Origin of the sequence: Natrinema ejinorense, assembly GCF_002494345.1 — an archaeon.
Taxonomy (GTDB): Archaea; Halobacteriota; Halobacteria; order Halobacteriales; family Natrialbaceae; genus Natrinema; species Natrinema longum.
The window spans coordinates 3,520,633-3,542,596 of sequence record NZ_NXNI01000001.1 but is presented as its reverse complement, the minus strand read 5'-3'; the positions used below and the strand labels follow the sequence as shown (position 1 = coordinate 3,542,596).

The window sequence follows — 21,964 nt, the reverse complement described above, 5'->3', positions numbered from 1 at the left end:
GTGTGATACTCTCTGCCATGAGCGTCTACGGGTTCATCGACCGCCGGTATAAGCGATTCGACCGGTCGGCACGCGGTGGCGCGCGCTGGCCCGCGGCGAACGACGAGTGAGACGCGGGCCGACATTGCGCGAGGGATGAGTGAGCGACTGAAAGGAGCGAACGAATCGGTTGGGGAGGGCGTGGCCGTTCAGTGTTGCCACGATAACAGGACACTCATCACCGTTGGGAGGACAACTTCAGCCGGTGAATCCAGATCGACCGAACGGTCTCACGCGACTCGCATCCGAGAAGGGTACTGTTATGTCAGTCGTCCGCAAACCATGTCGCCAATGAAACGCGGATACCGCACCGAGGTGCGACGCGACGCGACGACCGACCAGCCCGCGACCGCCCCAGAAGCCACGGAGGGCCACGATGCCGAATAAGTCCCTCGAGGAACTCGAGGCGATGGTCGGCGACTCCCGGGTCACCGCCGAGGCGTTTCGCATCGAACCCGGCAAGGTCGAGGAGTTCGCACGGGCGATCACGTCCGACGACCCGGTTTTCCGCGACGAGACGACAGCGGCCGAGCGGGGCCACGACCGGACCCCCGCACCGCTGACCTACACGCAGGTCGCCCGGTTCCCGCGGTACACCCCCGCCGACGTCGACGGCAAGGGCTTCGACCTCGGCTTCCAGCCGGAGTACGTCCTCCACGGCGAGCAGGCCCACGAGTACGAGCGACCGGTCTACGTCGGCGACGTCCTCGAGGGGACGACCACCCTCGCGGACGTCTTCCAGCGCGAGGGCGGCCGCGCGGGGACGATGACCTTCGCCGTCCTCGAGACCGAGTACCGGACGCGAGACGGCGACCTCGTCCTCACCGATCGGTCGACCGCGATCGAAACGCAGGGTGCGGTCGACGACGGCGATGGGAACGGCGACGGCGAGGCGGGCGAACCGGCCGATGGCCCCGAAACGGCCGAGACGAACGGCGGAGCCGCCCGAACGGAGCCGGCAGCGCCGTCGGACACGACCGCCGAGTTCGAGCGGGTCCGCACGGTCGACGACCTCGCGGTCGGCGACGCCGGGCCGACGGTCGTCGTCGAGGATCTCGAGCGCCAACACTTCGTCAAGTACGCGGGTGCCAGCGGCGACTTCAACCCGATCCACTACGACGAGCCCTACGCGACGGCGGCGGGCAACGAGAGCGTCTTCGGCCAGGGCATGTTCACCGCCGGAATCACCTCGCGGGTCGTCACGGACTGGTTCGACCTCGCCGACGTCACGAGTTTCGGCCTCCGATTCCAGTCGCGCGTGTTCCCCGGCGACACCGTCGTCGCCACCGGCGAGGTCGTCGAGGTCGATCGCGATTCGGGAACCGTCGAGACGGCACTCGAGGCGCGGACGACCGACGGCGAGACGCTGCTGACCGGAACGGCGACGGCCGACCTCGAGTAAGACTGGGAAAAGACGCGCGCCGAACGTTTTACCCCGGGACGAACACTGGAATCGCGGCGTCCTCGGAGACTCGCCAGAAGGTGACCGCGACCGGCGCACCGATCTCGAGGCGCTCGGGATCGGCGTCGATCACGGCGAGCAGTCGCGGCCCCTCGGCGAGATCGATCGCGCCGACGACGTAGGGCGTCCGATCGGCGAACCCCGGCTCGCCAGGCACGTGGCAGACGGTGTAGGTGTAGACCGTGCCGACGCCCTCGCTTGCCGCGAACGGCGGGTCTTCGGCCCCACAGGCGGTACAGACCGCCCGCGGGTACAGCTGGCGGTTGCCACAGTCACACTCCTGATACAGGAGTTCCCCCTCGAGCGTCGCTTCCCAGAACGGGACCGTCGCACCGGTCGGGACGGGGACTGGCCCCTCCCATTCGTCGCGGCGGTCCTCGACGCGGCCGCTCATGATTCCCTCCGGAGGACGACCGTGCTACTCGAGGACAACAGTCCACCGGTGCCGTGGGCAACCGCGATCTCGGCGTCGTCGACCTGCCGGTCGCCCGTGTACTCGCCACGGAGCTGCCGGACGGCCTCGACGAGGACGAAGACGCCGAAGTGACCGGGGTGACAGTAGGAAAGCCCGCCCCCCTGCGTGTTCATCGGAAGCTCGCCGCCGGGAGCGGTGGTGCCGCCTTCGACGAACGCACCGCCCTCGCCCTTTTCGCAGAAGCCCAGATCCTCGAGGGTGACCAGCGCGGTGTACGTAAAGGAGTCGTATATCTCGGCGACGTCGACGTCGTCGTGGGTAATCCCCGCTTGCTCGAAGGCCTTCGGTCCCGTGACCGCAGCGCCGGTGGTCGTCATGTCGGGCATCTCGCTTACGTCCTGCCGGTGAGTGCTCGTCGAGGCGACGCCGGCGACGGCGATCTCCGGGACGTCGAGTTCGCGGGCCCGCTCCTCGCTCACGAGCACGACCGCGCCGCCGCCGTCCGAGACGAGACAGCAGTCCAGCAGGGTGAACGGCTCGGCGATCCGTCGGGACTCGAGGACGTCCGCGACCGTAATCGACTCTTGATGGGCCGCTTTGGGGTTCATCGACGCCCACTCGCGGGTCGAGACGGCGATCTCGGCGAGTTGTTCCTCCGTCGTCCCGTACTCGTGCATGTGTCGCCGTGCGGCCATCGCGTAGGCTCCGGGCGGCCTGAAGAGCCCCGTCGGGCGGACGAAGCCGTCGATGGGGTGGGTCTCCGCGAGCGATTGCTCCCTCTCGGGGCCCGTCTTGCGCGTCGAGCCGTAGGCGACGACTACGACATCGGCCTCGCCGCGGGCCATGGCGTCGCCGACGTGGCCACAGAAGTGCTCGAACGACGAGCCGCCGATCTCGGTCCCCTCGAGAAACGAGGGCTCGTCGAGGTCGAGGTACTCCGCGAGTACCAGCGCCGGCATGTAGTCGTCGCCGCCGGCGACCGCGACGCCGTCGACCTCGTCGAGAGTACAGCCGGCGTCCTCGAGCGCGCGAACGGTCGCGATCGCCGCGTTATCGAGCCAGTTCCGGTCGGGCGTTTCGCCGAGTTCGCTTTCGGCGACGCCCGCGACGATCGGTTCAGTCACAGGCGTCCCTCCGCCTCTCGGATCGTGCCATGCTCTCCCGATATCCCGACCGACCGCAAATAAGTTGTGGTAGGGTATATCACAGCATCCGTCTCGCGGCCGGCCATGTCGTCCGCTACTGAATCGAGAGCGTTACCCGCGCCTCGAGTACACTGCTGAGCCATACGCGCGTTCCGTACACGTGCGGCGATGGACACGTGCGGAGACGGAGTCGAGAACTCGCTTCGAGTCTGGACGACGAGCCGGTCCCAGCCGACCGAACTGCGGATTCCGACGCCCTCTCCCCATCAGGGGTACTATTTTATATTACTGCGTGATACCATGGCGCATGGATTTGGCAAGCGTTAGCGAAAGTGCGAGAGAAGGGAACGTCGCGCGACTGCACGACGAGACGGCGCGCCACCACGGCGACGCACGGGCGATCGAGTATCACGGGGAGACGCTGTCCCACGACGAACTCCAGACCGAGAGTTCGCGGGTCGCCGGCGGCCTGGCCGACCTCGGGATCGAACCCGGCGACGTACTGCTCCAGTACCTGCCGAACTGCCCGCCGTACCTGATCGGCGCGCTCGGTGCCTTCAAAGCGGGCGTGATCGTCTCGCCGGTCAATCCCCAGTACCGCAAGCGGGAGCTGACCTACCAGCTCGAGGACACCGAGGCGACCGTCGTGTTGACACACGAGGCCCTCGAACCGTTCCTCGAGGAGGCACTCGCCGAGATCGATTGGGACCCGGTCGTCATCTCGGTCGGGACGGACGCCGACGATTTCCACGCCTTCGCCGACGTCCGGGGCGAGGAGACGTTCGTCGAGCGGGCCGACGACGACGTGGCGCTGTTGCCCTACACCTCGGGGACGACGGGTAAGCCGAAGGGAGTCGAGCTCACCCACCGCAACGTCCGCGCCCAGACGTTCGCCATCCTCTCCCAGGACCACGCCCTCGAGGACGAAGCCGTCCGCAGCCTCGTCTGGCTGCCGCTGTACCACATCACCGGCTTTACCCACACCGCCTGGCAGCCGCTCGTGCGGGGCGGGAGCGTCTACCTGCGGAGTGCGGCCAACTGGGACGCCGACGCGGCGATGGCGCTGATCGACGAGGAGGGGATCACCCACTACGTCGGCGTCACCGCGATGTACGTCGACATGATCAACAGCGAGGACTTCGGCGAGTACGATCTCACCAGCCTCGAGTCGGCCGGCGAGGGCGGCGCGAAGATGTCCGTCGCCGTCCAAGAGGAGTTCGAGGAGGTCGCCGGCGTCGAAATGGCCGAGGGATACGGGTTGACGGAGACGAACGGCGCGACCCACTCCCAGCGCGGCTCGACGTTCGGCCTGCGCCACGGCACGATCGGCCAGCCGACCCGGATGACCGAAGCCAAGATCGTCGACGGCAGCGGCGAGACGGTCGCCGTCGGCGAGGAGGGCGAACTCCTCGTCCGCGGCCCGCAGGTAATGAAATGCTACCACGGGATGCCCGAGGCGACCGAGCGTGCCTTTACCGAGGACGGGTACCTCCGTACCGGCGACATCGCCCGCCGGGACGCGGACAACTACTACGAGATCGTCGACCGGAAGAAGCACATGATCAACTCCGCCGGCTACAACATCTATCCCAGCGAACTCGAGGAGTTGCTGGCCGAGCACGAGGCGGTCGCCGAGGGCGCGGTGGTGGGAATCCCCGACGAGCGCCGCAACGAGGTGCCGAAGGCCTACGTCGTTACCAAGCCGGGGGTCGAACCCGGCGTCGACGTCACGAGCGAGGAGATCAAAGACTTCTTCCTCGACAACGTCGCCTCCTACAAGCACCCCCGCGAGGTCGAGTTCATCGACGAACTCCCGCGGACGACGTCGGGGAAGATCCAGAAGTACAAGCTCGAGGAACGCGACGAGGGAGCATCCGAGTAGCCCGTGACCGTCATCGTCACCCCCCACGTCCTCGCGGGCGGCGGCCCGATCGTCACCGAGGAGATCCGCACGCGGCGGCCGGATATCGACCTCGAGCACGTCGAGAGCGAGGACGACCTGCTCGAGGCCGTCGCCGACGCGGAGGTGCTCCTCACGCATCGACTCCCCGAGGACGCGCTCGCGGCGGCCGCCGACCTCGAGTGGGTGCAGGCGCTCAGCGCGGGTACCGACGCCTACGATCACGACGCGCTGGCCGACCGCAACATCGCGTTGACGACCGTCTCGGGAATCCACGCGAAACCGATCGGCCAGCAGGTTCTTGGCTATCTGCTGTACTTCGAGCGGCGGTTCGATCGCGCCGTCGCCCAACAGCAACGGCGGGAGTGGCAACGGTATACGGGTGGTGAACTCGGTGATCGGACAATCGGAATCGTCGGCGTCGGCGCGATCGGTTCGCAGGTCGCCGACTACTGCCGGCCCTTCGACGCCCGCGTGATCGGGACCAAACGCGATCCGACCAGTTCGCCCGACGCCGTCGACGAGATTTACGGCCCCGACGGCCTCGAGGCCGTCCTGATCGAGAGCGACTATCTCGTCCTCGCCTGCCCGCTGACCGACGAGACGCGGGGGCTGATCGACGCCGACGCCCTCGGGACCCTGCGCGACGAGGCGGTCCTCGTCAACGTCGCCCGGGGCGCGGTCGTCGATCAACCCGCGCTGGTCGACGCGCTCGAGGCCGACGAACTCGGCGGCGCTGCGCTGGACGTTTTCGAGGCGGAGCCGCTGCCCGACGACTCGCGGCTGTGGGACCGCGACGACGTGCTCGTGACGCCCCACATGGCCGGGAGCACGCCCCACTACTGGGAGCGGTGTGCCGACGTCTTCCTCCGGAACTACGAGCGGTTTCGCGAGGGAGCGGCCCTCGAGAACCGCGTCGTCTGAGTCCGGGATTCGAGGGTCGCTCGCCGCTCGAGCCACAACGCGTCCATAGATTGAAGGGTTCCCCCGTCGACCACTGTGTATGTCAGACCTTCGCATTGACGCGATGGTACCGGGATTGGCAGGCGACACCGGTGGAGCCGCCGGGCGTGCCGAGGAGTTCGGCTTCGACGGCGTCTGGACGCCCGAAACGGACAACGACGCGTTCCTCCCGCATCCGCTCATTGCCGACCGGACCGAGGAGATACGGCAGGGAACGCGGATCGCGCTCGCCTTTACTCGCAGTCCCATGGCGCTCGCCTACACCGCCTGGGACCTCGCGCGGTACACTGACGGCCGGTTCGTGCTCGGCCTCGGCACGCAGGTCAAAGGCCACAACGAGCGCCGATTCAGCGTCGACTGGGAGTCGCCGGGGCCGCGGCTGCGCGAGGTCGTCGAGTCGCTCCGACACATCTTCGACGTCTTTCAGGGGGAGGCCGAACTCGACTACGAGGGCGACCACTACTCCTTCTCGCTCATGACCGAGACGTTCGATCCGGGACCGATCGACCACCCCGAGATCCCGATCTACATCGCGGGCGTCAACGAGTACAACATCCGGCTTGCGGGCGAGCTCTGTGACGGACTGGCGATGCACCCGTTCAATACACCCGAGTACACCGACGACGTCGTCGCTCCGACCGTCGCGGAGGGAGCCGATCGCGGGGATCGGTCGCTCGAGGACGTCTCGCTCTCGGCGAGCCCGTTCGTCGTGACGGGGGAAACCGAGGAGGAGCGCGAGCGGTCTCGGGAGGAGGTTCGTCGGCGCATCGCCTTCTACGGCAGTACTCGAACCTACCACGACGTCCTCGACCATCACGGCTGGCGGGACGTCGGCGAGGAGCTACACGACCTCTCGAAGAACCAGCGATGGGAGGACATGGCCGAACTGATCACGGACGAGATGGTGGCGACGTTCGCGATCGAAGCGCAGCCCGACGAACTGCTCGCGGCGGCCCGGGAGCGCTACGGCGGCATTGCGGACCGGGTCGTCCTCCCGCTGGATCACGGCGACGCCTTCCTGACCGAGTAGTACCGAACGCCGTCGCGGGCCTCGTACTCGACTCGGCCCCGTTCCTCGAGCGTGCCGAGCGCGCCCAGCGTGTCGAGCAACTGCGCCGGGTGGCGGGCCTCGCCGACGCGGTGGCGGGTGAGCTCCGTCGGCGATGCGGGACCGGCGGCCGTCACCGCCTCGAAAACCTCCCCCGTGAGCGTCTCGAGTGCCGAGCGGGTGCTCTCGATGACGCCCTGATAATCGGTGAAGACCGGGCCGTGGCCGGGGAAGACGCGATCGACGTCCCGACCCTCGAGCCGGTCCATCGCGCGGTGGAACGCCTCGACGGCGTCGTAGGCACCGTAATCGATGCCGACGTGGATCGCGCCGGGCCGAAACGGCTCGATGAGTGCGTCGCCGCTGAACAGCACGCGTTCGCCGTTCAGTTCCGTCGCCAGGCTCGCGTGGTGGATCTGGTGACCCGGCGTGTGGATCGGCTCGAACTCGCGGCCCGCGACGGAAAACGGCTCGCCGAACTCGAAGGGAACGGCCGCCTCGGGTACGAGCAGGCCGCGATTGCGCTCGAGGGACGACTGGGCGTGTTCGACCGCGCGGTCGATCGCCTCGCCGTGGTAGCCAGTCGAGCGGGCGATCTCGCGAACCCCCGCGGCGAGGTCGTCGGGGTCGCGCTCGAGTTGCTCGAGCACCGGGCGGGAGGCGTACACCCCAGCCCCGGCCTCGCGCAGGAGCGGGACCTGTCCGATGTGGTCACTGTGGGGGTGGGTGACGACGACGGCCGCGACGTCGTCCGGCTCGTACCCCGTCGCGGCCAGTCCCTCGCGGATCGTCGCTTCGGCGCGGTCCCCTGGATCGCCGGTATCGACCAGGATCGGGGCCGGCTCCTCGATCAGGTACGCCGCGGCGTGTTTCGGGGGCCACTCGATATCGAAGTCGAGTCTCGAGACCTGCGAGGGGGCGGTGGCGGAGTCTCGCTGCGTCGGGTCGTCCATCGTGGCCGATCAGATGAGTTCCCGGGCGATCGTCCGTTTCTGGATCTCGTCGGTTCCCTCGAAGATGCGGAACACGCGAGCCGCACGATAGTTACGCTCGATGGGCAGGTCCTTCATGAAGCCGGCTCCGCCGTGGACCTGCATCGCGACGTCGGCCGCGTCGTTGGCGAGCTTCGCGCCCCGGAGCTTCGCCATCGACTCCTCTTTGCGGGCTCGTTCGCCCTGATCCATCTTCCAGGCGGCGTAGCGGTAGAGCTGTCGGACCTGCTCGATGTCCGTCGCGAGTTCGGCCAGCTGGAAGGAGACCCCTTGCCGGTGGCCGATGGGTTTCCCAAACGTCTCCCGGTTGCGGGCGTAGTCCACCGACAGGTCGAGCAGGAACTGGGCCGTCCCCACCGCGCCGGCGGCGATGTTGATCCGGCCGCCGCCGATCCAGCTCATCGCGGCCTGGAACCCCTGGTCGACCTCGCCGAGCACCTGGTCCTCGCCGACGCGGCAGTCGTCGAAGTGGAGTTCCGCGTGCGTTCCGGGGGTCATTCCCATCGCCCGGTGGATCTTGCCGACCTCGAACCCGGGGGTGTCGTCGTCGACGAGGAAACACGTAATCCCCTCGAGGTCGCCGTCATCGCCGCTCGTCCGGGCGAAAACCATCGCGAAGTCAGCGTAGGGGCCGTTCGTGATGTAGACCTTCTGCCCGTTGATGACCCACTCGTCGCCGTCTTTCTCCGCGCGGGTATCCATGTGGTGAGCGTCGCTGCCGTGGCCCGGCTCGGTCAGCGCGAAGCAGGTCGTGATCTCGCCGTCCATCAGCGGCTCGAGGTACTCCTCGCGTTGGCGCTCGTCACAGGAGAGCAGGATGGGCGTCGGGCCGCCGGCACCGCCGAAGATCGCACTGTGGAATCCTGGTGGCCGGTTGGACATGTGCTCGCCCACGATGGCCCGCGTGAGGATGTCGACGTCGCCGCCGCCGACCTCCTCGGGCATCGTCATGCCGTAGAAACCGGCCTCGACCGACTTCTTACGGATCTTCTCGACGATGTTTCGGTACTCGGGGACCTGTCGGTGCTCGTCGTCGACGATGTGTTTCTCGTAATCCGCACCGAGGAACTGATCGTACTCGTTCTCGAGGGGAGCGACTTCCTGCTCGATGAAATCGTCCAGCGCCTTCGAGATCTGCACGGCTTCGGACGGTTCGCTGAAGTCCATAATCGGTCTTACATGACGGTCCACTTAAGCGTTACCGTGTGACAGGTTTTCAATCGTCGAATGAGCGGCCAATCGCCCGATACCGGAGGCAGGAGCGACGGAAACGGTCGGACGCGATTCGGATCGGTTTTTTCGAGGACTGGCGCTGTTCAGTAGAGCGGAACAGTTTTATTTCGTTTCGATGAAGATAGTGTATGGGAACAACAGGCACGGGCGACGAAAATCGGATCGAGGCAGTGGTGAAGACCCTCGACATCCTCGAAGCGCTGTGGCAGGCCGAAGGGGCCGGCGTCACGGAACTCACCGAGCGAACGGGACTCGCGAAGGGGACGGTCCACGCCCACCTGACGACGCTCCGTTCGAAAGGGTACGTGGTCCAGGAAGACGACGAATACCGGCTGAGCCTTCGATTCCTTTCGTTCGGCGAGCACGTCAAACACGCCGAACCGCTGTACGCGGCCTCCGATGCACCCATCGCCGACCTGTCGGAGCAAGTCGGCGAACGAGTGCTCTGTTCGACACACCAGAACGGGCTCGGAACGGTGATCAACGTCAGCGAAGGGACCCGCTCGTTTACCAGCGACATCGACGTCGGGACGCACACCTACCTTCACATCTCCGCCGGCGGCAAAGCGATGCTCGCTCACCTCCCCAAGAAGCGAGTCGACGAGATCATCGACCAGTGGGGACTCCCCGCATTTACGGACGAGACGACCACTGATCGGGACGCCCTCTTCGACGAACTCGCGACGATTCGCGAGGAGGGCGTCGCCTACAACCGCGGGGAGTTCCTGCCGGGGATCAGCGCCACCGGGGCCCCGATCCTGGACAACGACGGGACCGTCTACGGAGCAGTTACCGTCGCCGGACCCCATCATCGACTCGAGAACGAGTGGGAGCAAAACGATCTCCGTACCCGGTTGCTGTCGACGGCGAACACGATCGAAGTGAACATGATGTTCTCGTAGTCGTTCAACCAGAACGAACGCACCGCGGAACGCCACGAACGGTGCCCCGCCGCGAACGGAGCCCAGTGGAGCGAGCCGTCCATCGTTCGACACCGGACTGGTATTACAAACGTAAGGTTGTAATGCAGCGGCGACTCTCCGTACTCGAGCTGGAAGCCCGGTCCGCTCCGCGAGCGCGGCGCGGTCGAATTCGGGTGTCGATCCGAACCGTCGGACGGAATAATATCAGTTTCCCATATACCCCAACATAAATATAAATTCTGTACGATCGGTTTCCGGCGGATCTACGTATTGCCCCCAGCGAGACCGCACATAGCCGTAAATCTGGATACCAACCGCTCGTTCGAAGCATCGTCGACCAGTAGGCACCGTTTCGGAGCTATCGGCCGTATACTCGGGTTTCCGAGTCGGTCTGTCGGTCACCACGAGACTCAGAGAACGACTCGAGACTTGTCTAGTATTGTATTAATAGTGCAAGCTACTAGCTAACGTTTATATCCAACCGCTCGATGCTGATCGATACGACAGTTAGTTCGGATCGTTCGCTCGTTCGGACAGCATCGTCGCCGCCGTGTCGGCCCACTCGCCCCACAGGAAGCCGGCTCCCACGACGAGTGTCCACCACGCGTAGTTGAGGACGATCCCGGCGTACACGCCGGGGAGGCCGTAGCCGAAGGTGACACCGACGAGGTACGAAAAGCCAAGCAGGAAGCCGACGGTTCCCGTGAGGCGGGCGTAGAAGGGCGTCCGCGTATCGCCCGCACCGCGAAGACTCCCCGACAGCGGGAAGAAGAATCCGAAGAAGAACATCGAGACGCCGAACACGCGAGTGAAGGTCGCGGCGTACTCGAGGGTCGCCGGATCGGTCGTGAACAGTCCCGCGATCGGGGATGCGCCGACGACCAGGACGCCTCCGGCGAAACTGAGCGTCAGGACGCTGAGCGCCGTCATAGCCAGCCCGGAAAACCGTGCGTCGCCGGGGCGGCCGTCCCCGAGTTCCTGTCCGACGATGACGCTCGCGGCGACGCTGTAGGAGCGGTAGAGCGGACCGCTGAACTGCTGGTAGCTGCGGCGGCCGATGTGGTAGGCCGCCGTCACGTCCGTCCCGAAGGTGAGCAAGAGCGCGTTGAACGGGAAGTTCGCGAGGGACGTGCTCATTCCCTCGGCGAAATTCGGGAGACTCACGGCAACGAGCTGGCGCGTGATCGTGAGGCTCCGCGGGCGAGCGAACGACGGGGCCGTCCGCTCGATCGCGATCGCGGCCGTGATCGCGCCACCCTCGAGCGTCCGGCTGATCGCCGTCCCCAGTCCGACGCCGACGATCCCCAGTTCGGGGAGGACGCCGAGACCGAGTCCCAACCCGACCGTCGCCCCGATGTTGACGGCGTTCGCGCCCACGTTGACCAGCATCGGCGTTCGGGTATCGCCCGTCCCCTGTAACGACCGCGCGCCGACGAGGCCGACGATGCGCATCGGCGCGACGGCGAAGACCAGTCCGAGGTAGCGCCCGCCCATTTCGGCGACGCCCGGTTCGGCACCGAGCAGGGCGATCAGCGGCTCCGATACCGTCAGCCCCACGACCGTCAGCGGGATTCCGGCCAGAACCCCGATGAGGAGGGCCTGTGTGATCGCCCGATTACGGGTCGCTTTCGCACCGCGGCCGGTGTCCTGACTCGAGAGGGCGATCGCACCGGTCCCGAGTCCCAGACCGACCCGCAACGGTATCTGGGCGTAGAGGTCCGCGAGCCCGACCGCAGCGACGGCTGCCGGCGAGAATAGGCCGGTGACGATGACGTCGACCGTCCGCATCAGCGTATTGAACGTCTGCTGAATCGCGATCGGCCACGAGAGCGACACCGTCCGCCGCCACACGCTCCGAACGCGGCCGTCGAACTCGGCCATACATCGTTCGGCAACGGGCATCCGTCGGATCAACGTATTGATCCCGGCAGGCACGACGGTAATCCGGGGCCTACCTACCGGAAGCGAACACAGTTCAAGTGTAATATATTCGCGACGGCTGAAGCCGTCACCGGATCGACCACCCGCTACCGATCGGAAACGCCGACCGTGCGTGACGAGGAGCGGTCCGTGACCCGAAACCGCTCGTCGTTCGAAGTATCGGAACGCGCCTATTCCACCATTTGAAGCCATCTACAAGCCGATTTCGCCGATGACAGCCCTGGGAGAGGACCAGTCGAACGTCGACGATCCGCGGACCAGTCCGTTCGAGGGCCAAAATCGAGAGTCGAGACAGACAACGAATCGGGAGCTGATAACTAGGATCTGACTTATGATAAATACCATAATTAGTCAAACACATCAACTGAACGTACTCGAGTGGCGTTCGAGTGTAGCGGCAACGAACTGTGCCAGCAGTGGTCGACGGACGAGTAAGCGGGGAAGCACCGCTCCGCCGACGAATGGTTACCAGTGTTCGCCCGTATCGACTGTTTCGTAAACAGCCTCGTGTCCGAGGGAGGAAATTATGAACGAATTTATGTAGCACCCGTTCGATACCGAACCTATGCGACTCGACAACAAGACAGTTGTTATCACGGGTGCGGCGTCGGGAATCGGGCAGGCGACGGCCGAACGCTGTGCCGAGGAAGGAGCACGCGTCATCGTCACGGATATCGATACCGAGGGCGGGCAAGCAGTCGCGGAGGCGATCGAGGAAGACGGGGGCGAGGCCGAGTTCCACGAACTGGACGTGACGGACAGCGACCGATTTCAGGCCGTCGTCGACGAGGTCGCGGACGCCTACGGGCTGGACGTGATGGTCAACAACGCTGGCACGGGCCATCCCGGCGGCAGCCTCGAGGAGATCGACGAGGAGATGCGGGACTTCGTCATCGACATCAACATCAAGGGCGTCTGGAACGGCTGCGACGCGGCGCTCCCCCACATGAAAGAGCAGGGATCGGGCGCGATCGTCAACGTCGGCTCGCTGGCGAGCATCCTCGGCCTTCCCAAGCAGGCCGCCTACTCGACGAGCAAGGCCGCCGTGTTGAACATGACGCGGACCGTCGCCGCCGAAGCGGGTCCCTACGGCGTCCGCGCCAACGCCGTCTGCCCCGGCTTCACCGAGACCCAGATGCTCGAGGGCTACCTCGCACAGCAGGAGGACCCGGAGGCGGCCAGAGAGGAGATGGCGGCGGACTACCCGCTCAAGCGACTCGGGAAGCCCGACGAGATCGCCGACGCGATCCTGTTCCTCGCCAGCGACGAGTCGTCGTTCGTCAGCGGCCACGGGCTGGTCGTCGACGGCGGGTTCTCGACCTGCTAACGGCGTTCGGAGATCACGACGAACACGTGTCGTCGGTCGGAACCGCCGCGAGCCGGCGAATCGAAACACCCAACCGGCTGTTCTAATCAGTTCAACGCGTGACAGGATACGACGCAGTTCTGTTCGACAGCGACGGGGTACTCGTCGAGCCGCCGGCGTCCGAAACCCAGGTCGATGCGACGCGGGCCGCGTTTCGGGACGTGGGCGTCGACGACGTCGCCCGACGGCACCTCGACGACATCGTGAGCGGCGTGACCGTCGAAGACTTACACGAGATCTGTGCCGACTACGACCTCGATCCGGAGAACTTCTGGGAGGCCCGTGAACGCCACGACGAACGATCCCAGTTCGACGCGTTCAGAGCCGGCACTCGAGACCGATACGACGACGTGACGACGATCGCGGACCTTCCCCAGGACCGTGGCGTCGTGAGCAACAACCACCACAGTACGATCGAGTTCGTCTTGGAAACGTTCGATCTCGAATCGCTGTTCGAGACCTACTACGGTCGCCCGAAAACGATCGAGAGCCTCCGAGTGAAAAAGCCGGACCCCCACTTTCTCGAGCGAGCACTCGCCGACCTCGGGGCGGGTTCGGCGCTTTACGTCGGCGACAGCGAACACGACGTGATCGCGGCTCGTCGCGCTGGAATCGATTCGGCGTTCGTCCGTCGCCAGCACTGTCCCGACGGCGCGCTCTCGGTCACGCCGACCTACGACATCGAGTCGCTGTCGGCGCTCCCGGATATCGTGGCGTAACCGCCGCCGATCACTCCTCGCGAACCGGCGCGACGCTCGCGAGCTGGTCGCCCGCGGTCACGGTGGCCTCGCGGGTGAGCGCGTAGAGGATCCCGTCCCGATCGGTGCGGGCCTCCTGCAGCGGCTCGTACGTCGTCGGATGATAGACCGTCCCGAACGTCGTCCCCTCCGTGACCGATTCCCCGACCTCGAGGGCGGGTGCCGGCCGGAAGAGGCCGGACGCGTCGGCGGTGACCTGCCCCAGATGATTTCGAGCGACGACTGGATCGCGTTCGGGGACATCGCCGGGGAGCAGGTCGAGTGCCTGGCAGACGTCGAGCAGTCCGTCGACGCCGTCCGTCACGACCGCCTCGAGGATCTGTTTGTTGTGAGCGAGTTCCGGCGTGATCGACGGGATTCCCGCCTCGGCGGCGGCGACCCGGAGCTTTCCCCCGAAGCCGCGACGATGCCACTCGTCGGGGGCGTCTTCACCGGTCCGCTCGGACAGCAGGAGCTCCGTCCCGAACGCGTCGGCGAGGCTGCGAGCTCGCTCGTCGCCCTCGCGATAGACGACGTGGGGCAGCATGTCGGGGCTCCCCGTGTGGAGGTCGACGACGGCGTCGGCCGCCGTGACGTACTCCCAGAGGCGGGCGGCCATGCGCTGGTGGAGACTCCCGCCGCAGTCGCCCGGCCAGACGCGGTTCATGTTCGGATTGACGCTGTCGAGTTGCTCCGGCGTCGTGTAGGAGACGCGATCGAAGGTCAACGGGTTCGCGACCGGGACGGCGATCACGGCCCCCGACAGCGACTCGAGGGGCACTCGCTCGTGAAACCGACGGAGGACCTCCGTTCCGTTGACCTCGCGGCCGTGCTGGGCCGCCTGCACGTACAGCGTCGGTCCCGGTTCGTCGCCGCGATAGATGTGGATCGTCGTCGTCAGCGCCACGCCCGACGGCAGGCGGGCGAGGGTCACCTGTTCCGTCGTGTGCGTCCCGTCGCTCATGGACTGGCGTTCCACGGCCGGCGGTATGTAGCTGCGGCCGACTGTCGATGGTGGCTCCCCTCACGCTCCGAACCGAATCGGAAACGAACGGACGACCGGCGATCGCTCGTCGCTCTAGACCACTACCGTTTTCACTCGTCCTGCCATCCCGGTGAGTATGGGAGACGTTACTGCGACGCTGCACACCAACAAGGGCGACATCGAGGTCGAACTGTACGACGAACGCGCGCCGCGAACCGTCGACAACTTCGTCGGGCTCGCGACCGGCGGCAAGACCTGGACCGACCCCGAGACGGGCGAAGAGATCGAAGGCGAGCCGCTGTACGACGACGTCGCGTTCCACCGCGTCATCGAGGACTTCATGATCCAGGGCGGCGACCCGACCGAGACCGGTCGCGGCGGCCCCGGCTACCAGTTCGACGACGAGTTCCACGACGAGCTGCGCCACGACGACGAGGGCATCCTGAGCATGGCCAACTCCGGGCCAGACACCAACGGCTCGCAGTTCTTCATCACGCTCGCGCCCCAGCCCCACCTCGACGACCGCCACGCTGTCTTCGGAAAAGTCACCGACGGAATGGACGTCGTTCACGAAATCGGCAACGTCAACACCGACGCCAACGACCAACCAAAAACGGACGTCGTCCTCGAGTCCGTCGACGTCGATTACGAGTAATACGGTCACCTGTCCGTCAGTGTCGGTGGGACCGGGACCGCCCTGCGGGGCCCCACCGGGACATCGGGACAGCAAACCGTCTCAGTCGTCGGAGACCGATCGCAACCGCGTTCGCGCTGCGTTCCGCGGTTCGTGCGCTCGCGTCGAGCGGACTCGGTCACCGACGAAGAATCCGATACCATTACTTCGACGCCGCCGACAGAAGCGGTATCACGCACTCTCGACGACTGCTACTGGCTGGAGCCACCTCGAGTCTCGCCGCGCCCCTCGCCGGCTGCGCGGGCGATAATCCGGACGACACGGAGGAAAAGAGCCCCGACACGAGCGATTCGACCGCGGATGGGGCTGCAAGCGAGGGGACGAGGGCGACGTTGCAGACGAATACGGGCAGCATCGAGGTCGAACTGTACGACGAACGTGCACCCCGAACCGTCGACAACTTCGTCGGCCTCGCGACGGGCGAGCGCACGTGGGTCGATCCCGAAACGGGCGAGGAGATCGAGGGCGAGCCGCTGTACGACGACGTGCCCTTTCACCGCGTCATCGAGGAGTTCATGATCCAGACCGGCGATCCGACAGGCACCGGTCGCGGCGGCCCCGGCTACACCTTCGACGACGAGTTTCACCCCGAACTGCGCCACGACGACGCGGGCGTCCTGAGTATGGCTAACTCCGGGCCCGACACCAACGGCTCGCAGTTCTTCATCACGCTCGCACCCCAGCCCCACCTCGACGACCGCCACACCGTCTTCGGGAACGTGACCAGCGGGATGGACGTCGTCCACGAGATCGGCAGCGTCGATACCGACGCCGACGACCGGCCGACCGACGCCGTCGTCCTCGAGTCGGTGACGATCGATTCCGCGTGACGAGACCCGACGGTTTCGGATCCCAGCAGCGCTATCGCTGCGAGCCGCCGTCGACGGTTCCGTTCGACGATATCGGGCCAAGACGTTTTACGATCTGGGCTGGTGTATAGGGGTGAATGGGATCGTCGTCCACCGACGCGGACCACCGCGCCCGGCTTCATCGACAGGCGGTCGTCGCCGACCTCAGCCAGCAAGCCCTCGAGACCGGGGATCTCGACGGACTACTCGAGGACGCGGCGGCGGCCGTCGCGGCAACGCTCGACGTCGAATACTGTGCCGTCCTCGAACGACCAGGCGACGGAACCGACGCGGTACTCAAACAGGGGGCCGGCTGGCCGCCGGACCGGCTCGGATCGACGACGGTGGCCGCCGACCGCGACTCGCAGATCGGGACCGCGATTCGCGCCGTGGACCCGGTCGTCATCGACGATTTCGACGGCGAATCGCGGGCCTCACTCCCCGAGCCGCTCGGCGATCGCGACGCCGTCAGCGCCGCCGCCGCACGGATCGGGCCCGTCGACGAGCCGTGGGGCGTCCTGAGCGCCTATGCCATCGAGCAGCGCGTGTATACCGACGACGACGTCGACTTCCTCGAGCGCGTCGCGGACGTTCTCGGGTCGGCGATCGAAACCGACCGGGCGCGGCGCGAACTCGAGCGGACGGAGCGCCGATTCGAGGCGATTTTCGAGGACCCGAACATTCTCGTGGGGCTGCTCGAGCCCGACGGCACGGTCGTCGACATCAACGGGACGGCGATGGAGTACATCGACGCCGATCCGGACGACGTGACCGGCGAGCCGTTCTGGGAGACGCCGTGGTGGAGCGAGGACGACGTGCAAGACGATGTCCAGCGGTGGACCGAGCGGGCCGCCGCCGGCGAATACGTGACCTTTCAGGCGGACCTCACGCGGCCTGACGGCCAGCAGTACGCGCTCGAGGGCGTTTTCAGGCCCGTCACGGACGAGGCGGGCGAAGTCACCTCCGTCATCGTCTCCGACCGCGACGTCACCGAGCGCAAGGAACGCGAACGCCAACTGTCGACGCTGATGGACAACGTCCCCGGCATGGTCTATCGCTGCGAGAACGAACACGGCTGGCCGATGGCGTTCGTCAGCGACGCCTGCGGGGAACTGACCGGCTACGAACCCGCCGCCCTCGAGTCCGGCGAGCTCAGCTGGGGCGAGGACGTGATGGTACAGGCCGACCGCGAGACGCTGTGGGAGACGGTCCAGCGGGTGATCGACGAGAAACGGACGTTCTCCGAGACCTACCGCATCGAGACCGCCGACGGCGAACGGCGGTGGGTCAGGGACTACGGCCGCGGCGTCTTCGACGACGAGGGGAACCTCGTCGATATCGAGGGGATCGTCGCCGATATTACCGAGCGCAAACAGCTGGAGTCCGAACTCGCGGAATCGGAGCAACGCTATCGAACGCTCGTCGAGCAGTTCCCGAACGGGGCCGTCGCGCTCGTCGACGAGGACCTGTGTTACCGGACCGTCGGCGGAACGCCGCTGGACGTGGCCGACGCGACGGCCGCGGAGATCGAGGGGCAACCGGTTCGAGAGGCGGTCCCGTCGTCGCTGGCCGACGAACTCGTTCCGCGGTACGAGGCCGCCCTCGAGGGGAACGCGAGTGCGTTCGAAATGCGGTCTAACGGTCGCGTCTACGACATCCAAGTCGCGCCGGTTCGCGACGACGACGGCGACGTGTTCGCCGCGCTTGGCATGTCACAGGACGTCACCGAGCGCTACGAGTACGAGCGCCAACTCGAGGAGTCAGAACAGCGCTACCGGACGCTGATCGACCACTTCCCCAACGGTGCAGTCGGGCTGTTCGACGAGAACCTCCGGTACCAGATCGTCGGCGGTTCGGCCTTCGACGAAATCGACGATTCGACCGGCGAAATCGTCGGGACGACGCTGCAGGAACGATACCCCCCGGAGGTGGCCGAACGGCTGAAACCGCGATTCGAGGCCGCGCTCGAGGGCGAGACCGCCTCCTTCGAGATCGCGCTCCACGATCGGGACTGGATAGCCCACACCGTCCCCGTGACGGACGAAGAAGGTGAGATCTTCGCCGGGATGGTCATGGTTCAGGACATCACCGAGCGCAAAGAGCACGAGCGGGAACTCCGCGAGCGCGAGCGCCGCCTCGAGGAGTCCGAACGGCGCTACCGAACGCTGACCCAGCGCTTCCCGAACGGTGCCGTCGGCGTCTACGACCGCGACCTCGAGTACACCCTCGCCGAAGGCAGCGAGCTCGGCGAGACGCTCCCACCCGGGGAGCGACTCGAGGGCAACCGACTCCCCGAGATTTTCCCCGAACAAACGGTCGCGGACCTCGAGTCGCTGTTCCGTGCGGCCGTCGAGGACGGCGAAACGGGGAGCGCGGAGACGACGTTCGATGGTCGCCACTGGCGCGTCTGGGCGACGCCGTTGCGCGACGCCGGCGGCGAGATCTTCGCCGGGCTGAGTTTCACACAGGACGTCACCGAGCAGGTCGAACGCGAGAACCGCCTCGAGCGCTACGAGACTATCGTCGAGGTGGTCAACGACGGCGTCTACGTCGTCGACGAGCAGGGCCAGTTCACGATGGTCAACGAGACGTACGCGGAGATGCTCGGCTACGAGCCCGCCGACCTCGTCGGCGAACACGTCTCCCGGGTCGTCGACGACGACGTGATCGACCGCGTTCGCGAACTCGAGGCGACGGCGACGGAAGACACGGACTGGTCGACGATGGAAGCCCAACTCCGGACGGCCGACGGTGATCTCGTTCCCGTCGAGGCCAATTTCGCGATGTTGCCCGACGACGACAGCGCGTGGCATCGGGTCGGCATCACCCGGGACATCAGCGAGCGAAAGGCGCGGGAACGGGAGCTCGAAGAGTCCGAACGCCGGTATCGAACGCTCGTCGAGAACTTCCCCAAGGGGGCAGTGGGACTGTACGACGAGGACCTCGAGTACATCGTCGTCGGCGGCGAGGCGTTCGACGATCGCGGCGTCTCGGAGGAGGAGGTCACCGGTGTGATCCTCGACGAACGGCATCCGGACGACCTCGTCGCGGAGATCGAACCGCACTTCCGAGCCGTCTTCGACGGCGAGTCGAACACGTTCGAGTATCAGGCCCGCGGCCGGGACATCTGGGCGCATACCGTGCCCGTCCGCAACGAGGACGACGAGATCTTCGCCGGGATGGTCATGGTTCAGGACGTCACCGAGCGCCGGGAGTACGAACGGAAACTCGAGGAGTCGAACGAACGCCTCGAACGGTTCGCCTACGCCGCTTCCCACGATCTGCAGGAACCCCTCCGGATGGTCACGAGCTATCTCACCCTGCTCGAGAACCGCTACGGCGACGCCTTCGACGAGGACGGTCGGGAATTCCTCGCGTTCGCGGTCGACGGTGCCGAGCGCATGCGAGAGATGATCGACGGCCTCCTCAAGTACTCCCGCGTCGAGACTGAGGGTGATCCGTTCGAGCCAACGGACCCCGAGGACCTCGTCGACGACGTCCTCGCGGACCTCCAGTTCCGGATCGAGGAAACCGACGCCGAGATCACGGTCGGCGAACTGCCCCGCGTGGGGGGCGACGCCAGCCAGTTACGGCAGGTCTTCCAGAATCTACTGTCGAACGCGATCACCTACAGGGGCGACGACCCGCCGCGGGTTCACGTCGACGCCGAACGGCGGGGCCAGGAGTGGGTGATCTCGGTCGCCGACGAGGGGATCGGAATCGATCCCGACGACCAAGAGCGGGTGTTCACCATCTTCAATCGCCTCCACAGCCGCGAAGAGTACGATGGAACGGGGATCGGGCTCGCGCTCAGTGAACGAATCGTCGAGCGCCACGGTGGCGAGATCTGGGTCGACGCCGAACCCGGCGAGGGGTCGACGTTCTCCTTTACCATGCCGGCCTCCCGCACACAGTAGCGCCGTCGATACATCCGAAGTCGGCGAATTCGAGGGGGAACCCAATCCGTTTAGCCGCGTACGGATGATGGACACGTATGGGCTGGACTGCCGACGATATTCCCGATCAGGACGGACGCACGATCGTCGTTACGGGTGCGAACAGCGGTATCGGTCTCGAGGCGACCCGCGAACTCGCGCGCAACGGGGCGCGGGTGATCATGGCATGCCGGAGCGTCGAGCGCGCCAAGACGGCGGCCCGAGACGTGCAGGCGGAGGTTCCCGACGCCGACCTCAGCATCGCGAGGTGCGACCTGGGCGACCTCGAGTCGGTTCGGGCCGTCGGAGACGGACTCGAAGACGAGAAAATCGACGTCCTGATCAACAACGCCGGGGTCATGGCGATCCCCCGATCGGAGACCGCAGACGGGTTCGAAACCCAGTTCGGCGTCAACCACCTGGGCCACTTCGCGCTGACCGGCCTGTTGCTCGACGCGCTCGCGACCGACGGTGAGGAGCCGGCGCGGGTGGTCACCGTCTCGAGCGGCGTCCACGAACGGGGTGCGATCGACTTCGACGACCTCCAGAGCGAGGCGTCCTACGACAAGTGGGACGCCTACGCCCAGTCGAAACTGGCGAACGTGCTCTTCGCGTACGAACTCGAACGACGGTTTCGCAGTGACGGCCGGAACGCCCAGAGCATGGCGGTCCATCCGGGCTATGCGAACACGCGATTGCAGTTTCGCGGGCCTGAACAGAGCGGCAGCACCCTCCGAAAGACGGCGATGACGGTGCTGAACGCGGTCGTCGCACAGTCGGCCGAAATGGGCGCGCTCCCGACCCTGTACGCCGCGACCGCGCCCGACGCCGAGGGCGGTGCCTACTACGGCCCCGGCGGGTTCATGAACATGCGTGGGACGCCCGAACGACAGGCCTCATCCGATCGATCCGACGACGAGGAGACGGCCCGGACGCTCTGGGACGTCTCGAGCGAACTGACGGGGGTCACGTACGATCTGCCGGAGCCGACCGCCGAGCTCTGAGAGGGTCAACGGTCGCCGACGATCGCACGGTGAGCACGTGGTTCTAGTACGTTTCCATATGATTCCACGGTTACATCAGATCTCGAATAATAGGACGGGGTCGGTTTTCCAGCGGAAAGCGCGGCGAGGACGGCGGCCACTCGACGACAACACCGTTCGAGTAGAATGGCTATCAGCGGACCCCAAACTCCCGATACGCGCGAAATCTCCGCTTCCATCGATCGGGCCGGACCTGATTTCGTCCGCCGCGGCCCACGGACGCCGCGGCAACCGACACGGCGTCGCCGCCGCGACAGCGACCGGTTTCCGTCCTACTACCGCCGTTCTCCGAACT

The 21,964-nt window shown here is 66.2% G+C and carries 17 protein-coding genes; 11 read left to right on the top strand and 6 right to left on the bottom strand.

What is annotated here, in order from left to right; all coding sequences use genetic code 11:
* Positions 1-415 precede the first annotated feature (415 nt).
* A complete protein-coding gene (locus tag CP557_RS17415; protein WP_097381073.1) occupies positions 416-1,441 on the top strand; it encodes an FAS1-like dehydratase domain-containing protein in 1,026 nt (341 codons plus the stop codon).
* 28 nt (positions 1,442-1,469) lie between these two features.
* Here CP557_RS17415 and CP557_RS17410 read toward each other — a convergent pair whose 3' ends face one another.
* Positions 1,470-1,895 (bottom strand): Zn-ribbon domain-containing OB-fold protein, encoded by a 426-nt coding sequence (locus CP557_RS17410; protein ID WP_097381072.1) that lies wholly within the window; start codon positions 1,893-1,895, stop codon positions 1,470-1,472.
* Positions 1,892-3,040, bottom strand: coding sequence for an acetyl-CoA acetyltransferase (locus CP557_RS17405; protein WP_097381071.1), 1,149 nt, complete (start codon positions 3,038-3,040; stop codon positions 1,892-1,894). The genes CP557_RS17410 and CP557_RS17405 overlap by 4 nt, the downstream gene beginning before the upstream one ends.
* A 328-nt stretch (positions 3,041-3,368) precedes the next feature.
* Between CP557_RS17405 and CP557_RS17400 the strand changes: the two genes are divergently transcribed.
* From CP557_RS17400 to CP557_RS17390, 3 genes are all read left to right on the top strand, one after another.
* Positions 3,369-4,943, top strand: coding sequence for a class I adenylate-forming enzyme family protein (locus tag CP557_RS17400; protein ID WP_097381070.1), 1,575 nt, complete (start codon positions 3,369-3,371; stop codon positions 4,941-4,943).
* A 3-nt stretch (positions 4,944-4,946) separates the two neighbouring features.
* Entirely contained in the window at positions 4,947-5,885 is a 939-nt protein-coding gene (locus CP557_RS17395) for a D-2-hydroxyacid dehydrogenase (RefSeq protein ID WP_097381069.1), read from the top strand.
* 79 nt (positions 5,886-5,964) lie between these two features.
* Complete coding sequence (locus tag CP557_RS17390) at positions 5,965-6,954, top strand: TIGR03617 family F420-dependent LLM class oxidoreductase (RefSeq protein ID WP_097381068.1); 990 nt, start codon at positions 5,965-5,967, stop codon at positions 6,952-6,954.
* Here CP557_RS17390 and CP557_RS17385 read toward each other — a convergent pair.
* On the bottom strand, positions 6,927-7,925 hold the full coding sequence (locus tag CP557_RS17385; protein WP_097381067.1) for an MBL fold metallo-hydrolase: 999 nt from the start codon (positions 7,923-7,925) through the stop codon (positions 6,927-6,929). The genes CP557_RS17390 and CP557_RS17385 overlap by 28 nt on opposite strands.
* Before the next feature lie 9 nt (positions 7,926-7,934).
* Positions 7,935-9,131 carry an acyl-CoA dehydrogenase family protein gene (locus tag CP557_RS17380; protein WP_097381066.1) on the bottom strand — a complete coding sequence of 399 codons (1,197 nt, stop codon included), beginning with the start codon at positions 9,129-9,131 and terminating at the stop codon, positions 7,935-7,937.
* Between the two features lie 194 nt (positions 9,132-9,325).
* Here CP557_RS17380 and CP557_RS17375 point away from each other — a divergent pair, with 194 nt between their 5' ends.
* Positions 9,326-10,099: an IclR family transcriptional regulator gene (locus CP557_RS17375; RefSeq protein ID WP_097381065.1), complete on the top strand. Its 774-nt coding sequence runs from the start codon at positions 9,326-9,328 to the stop codon at positions 10,097-10,099.
* 528 nt (positions 10,100-10,627) lie between these two features.
* Here the strand turns inward: CP557_RS17375 and CP557_RS17370 are convergent.
* On the bottom strand, positions 10,628-12,001 hold the full coding sequence (locus CP557_RS17370; protein WP_097381064.1) for an MATE family efflux transporter: 1,374 nt from the start codon (positions 11,999-12,001) through the stop codon (positions 10,628-10,630).
* Positions 12,002-12,626: 625 nt separating this feature from the next.
* On the opposite strand from CP557_RS17370, the gene CP557_RS17365 reads away from it, so the two are divergent.
* Positions 12,627-13,388 (top strand): SDR family NAD(P)-dependent oxidoreductase, encoded by a 762-nt coding sequence (locus tag CP557_RS17365; RefSeq protein WP_097381063.1) that lies wholly within the window; start codon positions 12,627-12,629, stop codon positions 13,386-13,388.
* Between the two features lie 98 nt (positions 13,389-13,486).
* Entirely contained in the window at positions 13,487-14,146 is a 660-nt protein-coding gene (locus CP557_RS17360; RefSeq protein ID WP_097381062.1) for an HAD family hydrolase, read from the top strand.
* A 10-nt stretch (positions 14,147-14,156) separates the two neighbouring features.
* On the opposite strand, the gene CP557_RS17355 is transcribed toward CP557_RS17360, so the two are convergent.
* Positions 14,157-15,128 (bottom strand): succinylglutamate desuccinylase/aspartoacylase family protein, encoded by a 972-nt coding sequence (locus CP557_RS17355; protein ID WP_097381699.1) that lies wholly within the window; start codon positions 15,126-15,128, stop codon positions 14,157-14,159.
* 157 nt (positions 15,129-15,285) lie between these two features.
* Here CP557_RS17355 and CP557_RS17350 point away from each other — a divergent pair, with 157 nt between their 5' ends.
* The 4 genes from CP557_RS17350 to CP557_RS17335 all read left to right on the top strand — a co-directional run bounded on the left by CP557_RS17350 (position 15,286) and on the right by CP557_RS17335 (position 21,630).
* Positions 15,286-15,804, top strand: a complete 519-nt coding sequence (locus tag CP557_RS17350; protein WP_097381061.1) for a peptidylprolyl isomerase — start codon at positions 15,286-15,288, stop codon at positions 15,802-15,804.
* 371 nt (positions 15,805-16,175) lie between these two features.
* Positions 16,176-16,673: a peptidylprolyl isomerase gene (locus tag CP557_RS17345; protein ID WP_245853047.1), complete on the top strand. Its 498-nt coding sequence runs from the start codon at positions 16,176-16,178 to the stop codon at positions 16,671-16,673.
* 116 nt (positions 16,674-16,789) lie between these two features.
* Positions 16,790-20,608 carry a PAS domain S-box protein gene (locus CP557_RS17340; protein WP_097381060.1) on the top strand — a complete coding sequence of 1,273 codons (3,819 nt, stop codon included), beginning with the start codon at positions 16,790-16,792 and terminating at the stop codon, positions 20,606-20,608.
* A 77-nt stretch (positions 20,609-20,685) separates the two neighbouring features.
* A complete protein-coding gene (locus tag CP557_RS17335; RefSeq protein WP_097381059.1) occupies positions 20,686-21,630 on the top strand; it encodes an oxidoreductase in 945 nt (314 codons plus the stop codon).
* Positions 21,631-21,964 lie beyond the last annotated feature (334 nt).